This window comes from Congzhengia minquanensis (assembly GCF_014384785.1).
Classification (GTDB): domain Bacteria; phylum Bacillota; class Clostridia; order UBA1381; family UBA9506; genus Congzhengia; species Congzhengia minquanensis.
Genome location: NZ_JACRSU010000005.1, coordinates 42,169 through 56,896, shown reverse-complemented (window position 1 = coordinate 56,896; position 14,728 = coordinate 42,169). Strand labels below are relative to the sequence as shown.

The following is a 14,728-nucleotide window of genomic DNA, read 5'->3' as shown; positions in this document are numbered from 1 at the left end:
AAGAATTGACAATTGCAGCAATTCGCGATATAATAACATAAAACAGTGTCATTTGTTTATGCACTTAAGGAGGCCCGGCGTGAAAAAATCTACGAAAAAAAGACTCCTTATTGCAGGTATTGTTTTTGCTGTTTTGGTCATTGGCGGTGTTGTTGCGTTTAATGTGGCCGTAAACAAAATGTTTTCAAAAGTGACACAGACCATCAGCGACAGCGACCTGCTGAAAGACAATGGCAGCGTGGAGCTTCCGGTGGTTACCGAGGGGAATGATGCAGGCCCGGCAGAAAATCTTAAAATAAAGCTTGACGCCGAAACAATGAAACGATTAGAGTCGAAAATTTCTGTGAGCGACAAGTTTGCAGTGCTGTCCCTTCTGGCAAAGGCGCTGCCCTCTGAGGAATATTCCCGGCTTTTGTCTTTTGCAAAGGACGGAATCAGTCAGGAAGAGCTTACGCAGGCAATGCAAATTCTGCAGGAGAACCTAACGGATGAAAACAAAGAACAAATTAAACAATATTATTCAAAATACCTGCACTTGTTGGAGGAATAATTTTAGGAGGTAACCATGCCTCGCAAAATCGATTGGGGTATATCAGTATTTTGCTCATGGTTAAAATAAAAATATAATATTACAAAAATACGAAGGAGTGTTAAAAATGAAAAAGTTTCTTTGTGCCATTTTGACATCTGCCTTATTGCTTACGTCAGTAACTCCGGCGTTTGCGGCAGGTTCAATTGATGTGCCCGAAAGCAAAATTTCAGAGATTGTAACTGAGTTTTGTAAGTATATGCCAGAAGATCCAGGCCAGCGCATTCGAATTTGGATGGTATTTAAAGCATATATGGTTGACGGAACAAACGGCATTGACACAATTATTGCCGCTTTGAAAGGCGAACAAGATTTACCGGCAAACGATGACATGCAAATTATCTTTAATAAGTTTGTTGACCAGGTAAAAGATAAGTACAGCGATCAGTTTATCTTTTTACTGGAGCTTTATAAAAACACCAGTTTAAGTGCCAGAAAAGAATCTCTCGACAATTTTGGCAAAGATCCTGTAAACGGGGTGTTCGAGAAAACGCCTCTTGAGTTAAATGCTGAAGAAAAAGCTGCGGCAGATGCACTGTTTGACGCATATATCACTGACGATGCAGAAACAGGCTTAGATTTTCATGAAATTGACAGTGCAAATTTCTTGAACCTGATTACACCGTTTAACGGCCGTTTTAAAATGACAAATGACAGAAACGACGATTTTGTGCTTTCTACATATAGCAAGACCTTTGCTAAGGATCTTGGAAGTACATTGGAGTATTCTTCAATTAACGGTGTAGATGTAGAATCAAGAGGCACCGACCTTCAGAAAGGTTTCGATATTCTTACCGGTGTTGTAGAAATGTTTAACTCATTTTCTGACGAACAGAAAGACAATTTAAAGATTGTTCTTGCAAATGAAGATATTAATCTCTACAAAGAAGGTCAGTCAGCGGCAGAAAGACCGGCTGATGAAGAAGATCCGGATGATACGGATGATACGGATCCTACACGCCCCGGCGGTGGTTCAACAAGACCGAACAGACCGGGCACTTCTACGGATGATGAGTTTGTTTTGACAACGCCGACGTACAACACATCAAAACCGCTGTTTAACGATATGACATCAGGCAGCTGGGAAGTACCGTATGTCATGAACCTGACAGAGAGAAAAATCTTTATTGGTTATGAAGACGGTTCGTTTAGACCGAACATCAGCATTTCCCGTCAGGAAATTGCGGTTGCTCTGGTTCGTGCAATGGGTCTGACACCTGACGCTGCAGTGGCAGATGCAAACTCCGGATTCTCAGATGATGCTACGATCGCAGATTGGGCAAGAGGTTATGTAAATATTGCAGTTGAAAAGAAGCTCTTCACCGGTTATGATGACGGGGAATTTAAACCCACCCGCACAATTTCCAGACAGGAACTGATTACTGTTATTATGAGACTCACCGAAGACTCAGATGCTTCAACATCTATGACCTATACAGATGCAGCAGACATTCAAGGCTATGCAAGAGAATATGTAGGCAAAGCAACCAACCTTGGAATTGTCGGTGGTTATCCGGATGGCTCCTTTAAGCCTTTTAATGATGTAACAAGGGCAGAAGCCGCTAAGATGCTCTACAATGGTTTAGAATATTACACCTTTATGAGCAAATAATAGCTGAATTTTAAATGAATGAGACCGCAACGGATTGAAAACGCAATGACGTTTCATATTTAGTTGCGGTCTTTTTGCCAGATGAAACAAATATATGAAATAGGATTAGCAGAAAGGATAAATTATGAAAAGAATTATTTCTATTATACTTGCTGTTGTGCTGGTTATCATGCCGGCTGGCGTTATTTCGGGAGAAGATTCCGGAATTTTAGATTCGGTTTTAAATAAACTTGCAGAATATACAACGGAACAGCGTGACGGTTACATTAGTTATTTTCGGCCATTTATTACAACCGATACCGGTGTAAGCGCGGCCTTGCTTAACTTAGATTCCGGTGCTATGGACGGTATAATTCAAGAAATTGTCGGTGATTCCGTGGACAAGCCGACGTTAAGGAGGGTGTTTCAGTCCTTTACCTGTATTAAAGATGAAACAGGGATTCGGCTCACTTACGCCGATATTCTTCAAAAGAAAATTGAGCTGGAAAATGCTTCGAATGCAACGCTTAAGGGCATGGAAAAATTGATGAATGTTTTGTATAAGCGTTATCCGGCGGCAGAAAAAATCTTTACCGAGGACAGAATTACTGCCGGTGTTGTTGCAAATCTGTTTACCATAATACCGGAAATTAACGAAAGCAAACCGATGCTAAAATTTAAAGACGGCGAATTTGATGTAAATTTCGTCAGCCAAACATTTGCTGATGATTTCGATGCGGTTTGGGACGGCTATATCAGCAAGACAGGCAAAACCGTGACCTACCAGCAGATGGTTGACACGTTAGTTACCTTTTTAAACAGTAAAGTTCCGCAAAGCGACAAGTCCTCGGTGGCAACGGCCCTTGACGACCTTGGCGTTTGCAAGAAAGAATCCTCCTCCCAATCCGGCGGCGGAAATGGCGGCACGGGCGGCGGTGGAAATGGCGGAACTTCAGATAACAACAAGCCGGATGACACAAAGCCGACAGAAGAAGAAACCGGCAACTACACCGTTTTAGAATCTTATGACGGTATTACGGACGAGCTATTGGGTGGCGGATTTATTATTAAAACCAAAGCAGACACCGCCAATGTGATTGAAATTTCCACACAGGCACAAAGCCCCATGATTTATGAATTCAGCGGCGGAAAGCTTGTTCCGGTGAAATATTCCGTTCCGTCGGAAAAAGGAATATTAGCACAGGTGAAGGCAGACGGCGTTTATGTTGTAAAATCGCTATCCTATCCCTTTGCAGATGCAAACGGCTGGGGAAAAAGCTTTATTGCGGCGCTTTATAACCGCGGCATTATCAACGGCAAGAGCGAAACCGCCTTCGAGCCGGATGCCAGCATCACCAGGGAAGAATTTGTAAAGCTGGTGGTTGAGCTGTTTGATTTAAACGACACAGCATTAAAGGTTGATTTTAAAGACGTAGCTGAGGGAGCGTGGTACTATTCCTATGTTGCCAGCGCGTATGAAAACAACATTGTAAGCGGTATTGGTGAAAACATGTTTGGAACCGGCCAGAAGATTAAGCGTCAGGATATGGCAAAAATTATTAATACTGTGCTGGAAGCAAACGGAATCCGTGCAGACAAGGCAAGCAGTTCTGTGTTTAAAGATTACGGGACCATCAGCGACTATGCGAAAGACCACGTTCTTGCAATTTATGGACTGGGCATCATCTCGGGCGATGACAACGGAAACTTTAATCCAAACCAGTTCGCAACAAGACAGGAAGCGGCCAAGATGGTTTATGGCATGCTGACGGCATTTGTCAATTCATTAAAGGAGTAATTTGCATTGGATAAAATATTTAAGCAGCTAAAAGAGGAGTTTTCCCTGTCAGACAAGGTGATTTCTAACATAGTCACTTTAATTGACGAGGGCAACACCATTCCTTTTATTGCGCGTTACCGGAAAGAATTGACAAATTCTGCCGACGATGCACTGCTTAGAAAATTTTATGAGCGTCTGAAACAGCTTCGCGCCCTGGAAGAAAAGCGTGACGACATATTGAGGCTTATCGGTGAGCAGGGCGCGCTCACCGATGAATTAAAAGAAAAGATTGAAAAGGCTTCGACCCAGACAGAGCTGGACGATTTATACAGGCCATACCGTCCGAAACGCAAAACCAGGGCCTCTATGGCAAAAGAAAAAGGTTTGGAGCCGTTGGCAGATCTGATTTTGGCACAAACTGTCACGGAAGCGGAAGTGGAAAAGGCCGCGTCAGCGCTGGTGGGCAAGACCGTGGAGTCGGCAGAGGAGGCCTTTGCCGGCGCGCTTGATATCATCGCAGAAACCGTTTCCGACAACGCTCAGGTGAGGGCCTTTGTCCGCAGAAAAATTTGGAACGACGGATTTATGACGGTGAAAAAAGCAAAAGATGAAGACAGTACCTACGCCATGTATTACGACTTTCAAGAGCCGGTGCGGAAAATTGCCAATCACAGAGTTTTGGCAATCAACCGCGGTGAAAATGAAGGCTTTTTAAAGGTATCGTTAGACGTTGAAGACGCAGATATCGTGCAGGGTATTTCCAGGCTGTATGTGAAAAAGGACGGCACCGGCCGCCTTACCGAAATGGTGGTTTCCGCCGTGGAGGACGCATTAAAACGGCTGATTGCCCCATCTGTGAAAAACGAAATCCGCGTGGAGCTAACAGACCGGGCGCAGGAATCTGCCATTGATGTGTTTTCCGATAATTTGGGCCGCCTGCTCATGCAGCCGCCGGTGAAGGGGAAAATCGTCATGGGGGTAGACCCGGGCTACCGGACGGGCTGCAAAATTGCGGTGGTGGACGAAACGGGGAAAGTGCTCGACACAACCGTGGCCTTTTTTACACTGGAGCACCACGACAAGGAAAAAGCAAAAAAAATGCTGCTTAACAGGCTTGAAAAGTGGAACGTGGATGTAATTTCCATTGGGAACGGCACCGCGTCAAAAGAGTCTGAGTTATTTATTTCTGAGTTAATAAAAGAAACAAAGCACGAAGTGAAATATGCAGTGGTAAATGAAGCCGGCGCGTCTGTTTATTCCGCATCAGAACTGGGTACGGAGGAATTTCCGGATTTCGACGTTGCGCAGCGCAGTGCGGTTTCCATTGCTCGCAGGCTGCAGGACCCGCTTTCCGAACTTGTGAAAATTGAACCGAAATCCATCGGCGTGGGGCAGTATCAGCACGATATGAACCAGAAACGGCTCAGCGAGGCCCTTGCGGGAACGGTGGAATCCTGCGTGAACGCCGTGGGCGTGGATTTGAACACGGCGTCGGTGCCGCTGCTTTCGTATATTTCCGGAATTAATAAATCCATTGCGAAAAACATTGTGGCCTATCGGGAAACCGAGGGCAAATTTACCGAGCGCAAACAGCTGATGAAGGTAAAAAAGCTGGGAGCAAAAGCGTTTGAGCAGTGCGCTGGATTTCTGCGCATTACAGACGGGAAAAATCCGCTGGACGCAACACCTGTTCATCCGGAATCGTATCAAACCGCCAAACTGATTTTAGAAAAAACCGGCGCATCTGTGGTGTCCCTTGACCGGGGTAAGTTTGACGCAGAAATAAAAAAACTGGATTTAAAACGGATTTCAGAAGAAACCAATACTGGTGAAATTACCATAATGGACATTATCGAAGCAATTAAGAAGCCTATGCGCGATGTGCGGGACGATTTGCCAAAACCCATTTTGAAATCGGAACTGATGTCCATTGAAAACTTAAAGCCCGGAATGATTCTTACCGGAACCGTTCGGAACGTGATTGATTTCGGCGCGTTTGTTGACATTGGCGTCCACCAGGATGGACTGGTGCACATTTCGCAAATTTGCGCACGCTACATTCAACATCCCAAGGAAGTTTTGAGTGTAGGTGATGTGGTTTCTGTTAAGGTGCTAGCCGTAGACCTTGTGAAAAACAGAATTTCACTGTCAATGAAAGATGCTTAGTTAATTTGATTAGTTTTATGCTTTTATGCAAACTAACCAAATAAATTGCCAAAATTTTGTTCAATAATGGCCTAACAATCGGGCTGGAATTATGGTATAATTAATTTGTTACTAATTTTATGTGAAATAAAGTGAAAGTTAAATTTGGAGGTAGTTAAAAAATGGCAGGACTTAATCTCAAAGGCATTTACAAAAGATATCCAGGTGGTGTTACCGCTGTTGGTGATTTCAATTTAGATATTGAAGACAAGGAATTTATCGTTCTTGTTGGCCCTTCCGGCTGCGGTAAATCAACAACGCTTCGTATGATTGCCGGTTTGGAAGATATATCTGAAGGCGAACTTTATATTGACGACAAACTGATGAATGAAACGCCCCCGAAAGACAGGGACATTGCAATGGTTTTCCAGAACTACGCCCTGTATCCGCACATGACGGTGTTTGACAACATGGCGTTTGGTTTAAAACTTCGTAAAATGCCGAAAGAGCAGATTAAGCAGAGAGTTACAGAAGCAGCAAGAATTCTGGACATTGAACATTTGTTAGACAGAAAGCCGAAGGCTTTGTCAGGCGGTCAGCGCCAGAGGGTTGCATTGGGACGTGCCATCGTCCGTGAACCGAAGGTGTTCTTAATGGATGAGCCGCTCTCAAACCTTGACGCAAAACTCCGCGGACAGATGAGAGCAGAAATCAACAAATTACATAAAAGACTGCAAACAACCTTTATCTACGTTACCCACGACCAGACAGAGGCTATGACAATGGGAAGCCGTATCGTTGTTATGAAAGACGGTATTATCCAGCAGATTGACTCGCCTCAGGTGCTTTACGACAATCCTGTAAATATGTTTGTCGGCGGCTTCATCGGTAGCCCGACTATGGATTTTGTTGATGGCACATTGGAAAAGAAAGAAGACGGCGTTTACTTTACGTTTGGGAAAGCTTCTGTTAAGTTCCCTGACGGCAGAGCTTCAAAAATTATTGACAAGGGATATATCGGCAAGCAGGTTGTTATGGGCGTAAGGTCGGAAAATATCCGCGATGAGGAAGTTTATTTAAGCTCCGCACCCACTAGCGTTGTAGATGCGCATGTTGAAGTAACAGAGCTGATGGGTTCAGAAACCCTGCTTCACCTTACGATTGAAGGCGCATCCTTTATTGCCAAAGTTGATCCGAGATCTACAGCAAAAGCTGGAGACGATATTAAAGTTGCGTTTGACATGAACCGGGTGCACTTATTTGATAAGGAAACAGAACTTGCAATTTTAAACTAAGTTTTTTTATATTTAAAACGCAAAAATAAACAAACAGGAGGGCCTTTTCCTCCTGTTTGTTTCACTATAGGGAGAGAGGAGAAATTACTGTGAAAAAAAGATTTTTTACAATTTTTACGGCTGCGGCAATTCTTGTGCTGAATGCGATGGTTTCTATGCAGATAAGCGCGGAGGGGGATACGGTGAAAACCCTGGATAACGGCTTTTTAAGAATTGAACTTTCTGACGGTGCCTTCGCAAAAGACACGGCGCGTTCCTTTACATTCACCCCGGCCGAAAGTGGAACCTATGCGCTCTTTGCATTAAAAAACAATGGCGCATCAACAGCAACGGTTCAGGTGTCGGATGGCTCCTCAGCAATTGCTAGCTTTACGCACTACTGTGTGCAAAACTACAGTAATCCGGCCTATGTGCGATTCTACGGCAAGCAAACTACAAGTGACACGACGTCGGAATTGGTTACTGGTGAAGATAATCTTGCCCTTGAAGCGGGCAAACTCTATACCATAAGCCTTTCGTTTTCTGAAAATGCAACGGTAAATTACATTGATGTCAGGAAGCTTGAGCTTTCCATTTTATCTGACAAGGTATCTCTTTCCCCGTCGGACTGGATTGATGCAAATGTTGGAACCGTGCACGTTGACCAGCAGATGTCCGGCGGACGGAAAGCCGTTCCGGAAGGATACCCACTGGTGGGCGACTATACCTCTTCCCAGTTGACTAGCCCGGTGAAATCGTTTAGAGGCGTATATTTTACTAGCTCTAAATATTTAAAATATACCTTAGACGTGCAAACAGCAGGCTACTATACGTTCACGCCCAGCCTCAGCATCTATAACAACAGCAACATGGTTTCGCTGTACGCAAATGGTTTAGAAGACTCCGACAAGGTCGGTGAAATTTGCTATCTGAAAGACAGCGACACGGGCGTTGTGTCGAAATCGTTCCCGGCAGTTTATTTAAACGCCGGCGCAAATGATATTTATTTTCTGAATTTATCCGGCGAAGGATATTTCGACGGACTGACTGCCGAACGGAAAGACGCTTTAACAGTAAATGCCGAAGGGACTACGTTCTTGGCGTTGAATGAATATGCAGACGTCACACCACAGGAAAATGTTTCGGTTGGATCTGCTTCAAGCAACACGGCAAACGGTCTGGTGGGAGGCAAAAGCAAAGCGTTAAAATTTCTCGCCGGGACAGATGTGACATATACGTTTGATATTTTGGAAACAGGAACCTATTCTGTCTTGCTGGAAGCAAAATCTGCTCTTGGCGGTATCGAGACGTATTTTGACGGAAGTACTCAGAACGATACACATGCAATGTATATAACCAATGCGGCAAGCAGCCAGATGACGAAACAAATGCCCTGGACGCTCGTTTCGGGAAAAGAGCTTGAAGCAGGCACCCACAGCATAACACTTTCTTTCACGGTTGACACGGAAGTTTGGCAGGCTTGTGTAAAACGCACGGACATTGCCGTAAAACCAACCGGTAAGACAGTGATTGCAGCAAGATATGATTTTATTGATTACGTATCCGGCAACGACTGGTGGTCGCCCGCCGGACAGGTTCTTCAAGGCGGTAGTTTCAACATTGCAGGCAGCACCTATTATAATATTATTGCCTGCAATAATACATCGGGAGCATTAATTACCTATAAAGTAAATGTGAATGAGACAGGCTGGTATGACATGAGCCTATACCTAAACGGTTCGGCCGGCAAAAGCCTGGTTTGGTCTGTTTATGCAGACGGGTCAGATGCGGCGTCAGGAACTGCAACCTTTACGACCGCCGCGGCGGTGACAAAACACCCATTTGACAATGCGGTTTATTTAACGGCAGGAACGCACGCGCTCACGTTTAAAAAGACCTCCGGTGTGCAGGCGGACACCAGACTGTTTGCAATTGAACTTGAAAAAGTTCCCGCTGCTGCGGTGGACGTAGCAGCCAGCGGAAAAACGAAAATTCCCTTTGCGGCGGCAGTGAACAGCTCCGGCACCTCTATTTCCGGCGCAGACGTTGCGTTTGAAAACAATGGTTTTGCAGAGTTTAAACTCAATATTTCGGAAAAGGGCGACTATATGTTTTTCCTGACTTCCACACAGGGTGCCCCGGGAAGCGCGCAGGCGATTGTGGACGGGGTTAACAAAACTGACCCTATGTATGCAGAAACGGGGAACTTGGCTACACACACCGATAGACGCGAGATGAGAATCGTTGAGGATTCTGTAACGTTGGACCAGGGCGAGCATACGTTTCGGCTGGAATATGCAAACGGCGGCGTCTTTTCTAAGCTTGAAATCAGAAGAATTGATAAGATTTTATCGCCAAGCGGCATTACGCGCTTTGGCGCAAGGGAATATAAAACCGGAAATATTAACAACAAGGGCTGGTGGTTTGGCTACCAGGTTTGGGGTGACCAATATAAGGTAGACGGCGAAACCTACGACAATGCCGTGTTCCATTCCGGCGTGGATTTTACCTATGCGCTGAATGTAGAAAAAGCCGGTTTTTATAACGTCCGCCTCTTGCTGAACAATGACAATAGCGGCGACGCAAAAACTGCAACTGGAATAAAATTAAGTGTGGACGGCGGGGCGGCTTCAAATTCCATCAGCTATTCCTGCCCGTTAGCAGCATACACAGCACAAACGTTTGATGAAACAGTCTATTTGCCGGCGGGCTATCATACGGTTCAAGTCATTGCCGCAAATCCTGCGGCCGGCACAACGCGGATTGCAGCCGTTGAATTTGAAAAGGCGGACAGCCGCAACGCTGTAATGATAAACGCTTCTGCCGGCACCTGTACCTTTGATTTCGCTATAGAAGCACCTGCCGAGGGCGTTGTGGTTATGGCAGTTTACAGCGGCGAGGAATTGGTGGGCGTTGTTTCAATTCCGGTCACTGAGGAGGACACAGCTGTTTCAGAAACCGTGCCCTATACCGGCGGTCAGCCGGATTCGGCAAAGCTGTTTATTTGGAACAATCTGACGGACGTTACGCCTCTTGTAAAAAATATTACGGTTTTAAACACAGACGACAACTGGATTGTAAAATAAAGTATCATATAATCGCATTGCGGTGTGCACTCCGCAATGCGGTTTTTCTTTTTCGCTGGAAAAATTAACTTGAAAACGGCGTTGTGCTGTGGTATAATAGAATCCGAAATTTAATGAGAAAAGAGGCAAATTAATGGACACAACATTAGTAATTATGGCAGCGGGCATCGGATCCCGGTTCGGGGGCGGAATCAAACAGCTTGCACCTGTGGGCCCCAGCGGTGAAATTATTATGGATTACTCAATTCATGACGCATTGGAGGCAGGGTTTAATAAAATTGTCTTTATCATCCGCCACGATTTAGAAAAGGATTTTCGTGAGGTTATCGGCAATCGAATTGAAAAAATTTGTGATGTTTCCTATGCATTTCAGGAACTGGAGAATCTTCCTGGAGGTTATAAAACGCCGGCAGAACGGAAAAAGCCATGGGGAACCGGTCACGCAATTCTTTCCTGCAAGGGAATTGTTAAAACCCCCTTTGTCGTTATTAATGCAGACGACTACTATGGAAAAGAGGCCTTTGTCCGGGTGCATGATTACCTGGTTTCTGAAGAAGCAAGAAAAAATTCGTCCAACTACTGCATGGCCGGCTTCATTTTAAAAAATACGCTCAGCGACAATGGCGGTGTTACCCGCGGCATTTGCACGGTTGATGAAAATAACATGTTGGTAGACGTTGTGGAAACTTCCGATATTACCAAAATCCCCGGCGGTGCAGCGGTGCCGGCAGAGGATGGTACGCTTGTACCTATTGATGCTGAAAGCTATGTGTCTATGAATTTTTGGGGGCTTACACCGGAGTTTATTGACTGTCTGGAAGAAGACTTTATTCACTTTTTGTCTAAGGTGAAACCGGGAGACATGAAATCTGAATATCTGCTTCCTACCATCATCGACGATATGATAAAATCTGGAAAGGCCAGCGTTAAACTTTTGGAAACGAACGACAAGTGGTTTGGCGTTACATATAAAGAAGACGCGCCGGTTGTGGTTGAATCCTTTAAAAAACTGGTTGAAGCCGGCGTTTATCCGGAAAAGCTGATGTAGTTGTGTTATAAAGAAAAGGGAGAACCGCAAGGGTTCTCCCTTATGCAATAAAAAACGCATCTGCTTAAAAGCAGATGCGTTAAAAATGCGGCATTTGCCGATGGAGCTGCTGAGCGGACTTGAACCGCCGACCTACGCCTTACCAAGGCGTTGCGCTACCTACTGTGCCACAGCAGCATTTTTTACTGACGAATGTTATTTTACCACAATTTCAGCGAATTGTAAAGACTTTTTTTCATTTTTTTGCATGTAATTTGTGAATATATTGTCATAAATATACTATATGTAGTTTTATACAACTTGCACAAAAAAAAAATCAAAAAATCTTTCATATTACTATTGATTTTTTTGATTTTACCAGTTATAATTAATATTGTATAAATATATCATATTTATTTTAGAAATATTTGTACGAAGCGTATCCATACATATGGCTTTCAAAATTTTATATGAAAATGAAATAAAATTTACAAAAGCGAAAAGAGAGTGATGCGTAAAAATGTTTTCGTCCTTTCGGACGAGTTGCGGCAAAAAAGCCGCACAATTATTTTATTAAAATTAAATTAGTAAAGGAGAGGTAATGAAATGAAGAAAAAACTTGCAGTTTTATTGGCGTTCATGATGATTTTGAGCACCATGTGCAGTTTAAATCTTGTATCTGCGGAGCCAAGTGCAGACGCACCCGCATATGTAATAACGGCAGGACCTACGGAGAACAGTGATGGAAATGAAGCAGATGGTAAACAGTTGTTTTCGAAAGAAGACTGGAATGAAACGACATATGCTGGTTTATTCCCTCTGACGATATCGTTGGAGAATACGAAATCAGGAGCAGCAGGTCAGTTCTACATTAAATACGACAGCACAAAAGTAGAGCTCCAGGCATATGACAAGAAAGCGAAGGAATGGAGAGCAGCAGCAGAAGGAGACAAACCATTCTATACAACATACTGGCAAAGTGAAACAGGTGCATCTGCAGCGACACAGGGTTTTGATTTAAGTCAAAATTATGTGTTTACAGTATGGAACAGTGGAGAGGCAATTGATGCAGATGGATTAAATGCAGAAGATATACCAGCGGAGCTTGGTTGTTTTGTATTCAAACCTGTATCAGGCAAGACAGTAGGGGACTTTGACGAGAATACGTTTACGATAGGCTATGACGTAGACCCGGCAACAGTAAAAGTACAGACAGGTACAACATCTCCATTGTTTATAAAGACAGGAGACGGCGAGTTTGGTGTATCAGACGATACATATACCCGTCCTGCAATGAATATTGTATTTGGCTATCCAAATTCTACACCGGTAGCAAAATACATAGTAACATTCTTAAATGAAGATGGTTCTACATATCAGACATATGAAAAGAAAGTTGGAGAAACGCTTGCGGTTGCGGATTTTCCAGTGGTACCTGAAAAGAAAGGTTACACAGGAGAATGGGACGTAAAGACCAATATTACAGCAGCAGCAACGGTAAGGCCGGTATATACAAAAATTCCTGATGAACCAGACAAGCCAGACCCGAATGCACCCGCATATGTAATAACGGCAGGACCTACGGAGAACAGTGATGGAAATGAAGCAGATGGTAAACAGTTGTTTTCGAAAGAAGACTGGAATGAAACGACATATGCTGGTTTATTCCCTCTGACGATATCGTTGGAGAATACGAAATCAGGAGCAGCAGGTCAGTTCTACATTAAATACGACAGCACAAAAGTAGAGCTCCAGGCATATGACAAGAAAGCGAAGGAATGGAGAGCAGCAGCAGAAGGAGACAAACCATTCTATACAACATACTGGCAAAGTGAAACAGGTGCATCTGCAGCGACACAGGGTTTTGATTTAAGTCAAAATTATGTGTTTACAGTATGGAACAGTGGAGAGGCAATTGATGCAGATGGATTAAATGCAGAAGATATACCAGCGGAGCTTGGTTGTTTTGTATTCAAACCTGTATCAGGCAAGACAGTAGGGGACTTTGACGAGAATACGTTTACGATAGGCTATGACGTAGACCCGGCAACAGTAAAAGTACAGACAGGTACAACATCTCCATTGTTTATAAAGACAGGAGACGGCGAGTTTGGTGTATCAGACGATACATATACCCGTCCTGCAATGAATATTGTATTTGGCTATCCAAATTCTACACCGAAGCCGGTAGAACAGTTTACGGTAACTTTTGTGGCTGACGGTGTGACGGTTAACACAATTACGAAGAATGTAGGGGAAAAAGTAGCAGTATCCGAGTTCCCCGAAGTACCTTCTAAAGCAGGATTCACCGGAGCTTGGGATGTCAAAGAAGACATTACAACAACAACAACAGTTAATGCGGTTTACACACCGATTTCCACAGGTGATGCGAAGCTGAATGCAATCTTTACAGATGGCTTTAAAGTAGCAGACTTTGATGCGGATACGAAAGAATATAAAGACATTAAAGCATCAATTGGTTATGATAATTATGTAATTGCAGGATATGCTGATGCAGGCGTAAAAATCGAATACAGCATTGATAATGGTGCATTTGAATCTGCAAATAAAGAAAATGCGTTCTACTTCGATTTAGAAAGAGGTAAGGTGACGTCAGTTAAAATTAAGCTGACGAATGCAGCAAGTGAAGAAACCATTTATTCATTTGAAATTGTTCTTCCTGCAGCAGAGGTTTCTTACTTTGAAACATCAGGTTTTGAAATTGAAGGCTTTACGCCGGAAACAAAAGAATATACAGTAACACCTGATTCATCAGAAAAGTATATGCGTCTCTGGGGTAAAGGACCGGTTGATGATGACGGTATAAAATTTGAGTATGCAATCGGCGAAGCAACTGATACACCTGAAAGCAAAGACTATGAAGCTTTAGCAGTAAACTGCGATGCAAGAGAAAACGAATACTTTGAAGGCACGCCGAACTTTGATGTAAACTGGAGTGAAAAAGGCTTTGTAAACCTCTGGACAGAGGATGGTCTTTCCGGTAAAGCAATGTTCATTAAGGTAATCAGTGAAGGCGCTCCGGATAGTTATTATGTAATTAAGTTTCAGTAATTAAAAATAAGTTGTTTAAAAAAGGCGGTTCTGTTAATTAGAACCGCCTTTTTGTTGTTTAAAACTGCAGTATTTGCTTAAAATATAATGAACGCTTTTTTCAATTAAAATTTGTAAAAATATACAGACTTTTCCTTGTATTATCAAGTGAATATGGAACAAAA

The 14,728-nt window shown here is 43.5% G+C and carries 8 protein-coding genes and 1 tRNA gene; 8 read left to right on the top strand and 1 reads right to left on the bottom strand.

The window, feature by feature from the left end; translation table 11 throughout:
* Positions 1 to 79 precede the first annotated feature (79 nt).
* The 7 genes from H8698_RS11795 to H8698_RS11765 all read left to right on the top strand — a co-directional run bounded on the left by H8698_RS11795 (position 80) and on the right by H8698_RS11765 (position 11,513).
* Positions 80 to 550, top strand: a complete 471-nt coding sequence (locus H8698_RS11795) for a hypothetical protein (RefSeq protein WP_249313690.1) — start codon at positions 80 to 82, stop codon at positions 548 to 550.
* Positions 551 to 656: 106 nt separating this feature from the next.
* The gene (locus H8698_RS11790) at positions 657 to 2,201 is read left to right on the top strand and encodes an S-layer homology domain-containing protein (protein WP_249313689.1); all 1,545 of its coding nucleotides are present in this window, start codon (positions 657 to 659) and stop codon (positions 2,199 to 2,201) included.
* Positions 2,202 to 2,325: 124 nt separating this feature from the next.
* A complete protein-coding gene (locus H8698_RS11785) occupies positions 2,326 to 3,978 on the top strand; it encodes an S-layer homology domain-containing protein (RefSeq protein ID WP_249313688.1) in 1,653 nt (550 codons plus the stop codon).
* Positions 3,979 to 3,984: 6 nt separating this feature from the next.
* Positions 3,985 to 6,126, top strand: coding sequence for a Tex family protein (locus H8698_RS11780; protein WP_249313687.1), 2,142 nt, complete (start codon positions 3,985 to 3,987; stop codon positions 6,124 to 6,126).
* Positions 6,127 to 6,287: 161 nt separating this feature from the next.
* Positions 6,288 to 7,400, top strand: a complete 1,113-nt coding sequence (locus tag H8698_RS11775; RefSeq protein ID WP_249313686.1) for an ABC transporter ATP-binding protein — start codon at positions 6,288 to 6,290, stop codon at positions 7,398 to 7,400.
* A gap of 89 nt (positions 7,401 to 7,489) precedes the next feature.
* Positions 7,490 to 10,465 carry a carbohydrate-binding protein gene (locus H8698_RS11770; protein ID WP_249313685.1) on the top strand — a complete coding sequence of 992 codons (2,976 nt, stop codon included), beginning with the start codon at positions 7,490 to 7,492 and terminating at the stop codon, positions 10,463 to 10,465.
* Between the two features lie 133 nt (positions 10,466 to 10,598).
* Complete coding sequence (locus H8698_RS11765) at positions 10,599 to 11,513, top strand: nucleotidyltransferase family protein (RefSeq protein WP_249313684.1); 915 nt, start codon at positions 10,599 to 10,601, stop codon at positions 11,511 to 11,513.
* A gap of 101 nt (positions 11,514 to 11,614) precedes the next feature.
* On the opposite strand, the gene H8698_RS11760 is transcribed toward H8698_RS11765, so the two are convergent.
* A tRNA-Thr gene (locus H8698_RS11760) sits at positions 11,615 to 11,690 on the bottom strand.
* Positions 11,691 to 12,098: 408 nt separating this feature from the next.
* Between H8698_RS11760 and H8698_RS11755 the strand changes: the two genes are divergently transcribed.
* The gene (locus H8698_RS11755) at positions 12,099 to 14,564 is read left to right on the top strand and encodes a hypothetical protein (RefSeq protein ID WP_249313683.1); all 2,466 of its coding nucleotides are present in this window, start codon (positions 12,099 to 12,101) and stop codon (positions 14,562 to 14,564) included.
* Positions 14,565 to 14,728 lie beyond the last annotated feature (164 nt).

What these genes read in the sequence shown, in the direction of transcription:
- H8698_RS11790 (WP_249313689.1), top strand. Translation starts at nt 657, where the DNA reads ATGAAAAAGTTTCTTTGTGCCATTTTGACATCTGCCTTATTGCTTACG.
- H8698_RS11785 (WP_249313688.1), top strand. Translation starts at nt 2,326, where the DNA reads ATGAAAAGAATTATTTCTATTATACTTGCTGTTGTGCTGGTTATCATG.
- H8698_RS11775 (WP_249313686.1), top strand. Translation starts at nt 6,288, where the DNA reads ATGGCAGGACTTAATCTCAAAGGCATTTACAAAAGATATCCAGGTGGT.
- H8698_RS11765 (WP_249313684.1), top strand. Translation starts at nt 10,599, where the DNA reads ATGGACACAACATTAGTAATTATGGCAGCGGGCATCGGATCCCGGTTC.
- H8698_RS11755 (WP_249313683.1), top strand. Translation starts at nt 12,099, where the DNA reads ATGAAGAAAAAACTTGCAGTTTTATTGGCGTTCATGATGATTTTGAGC.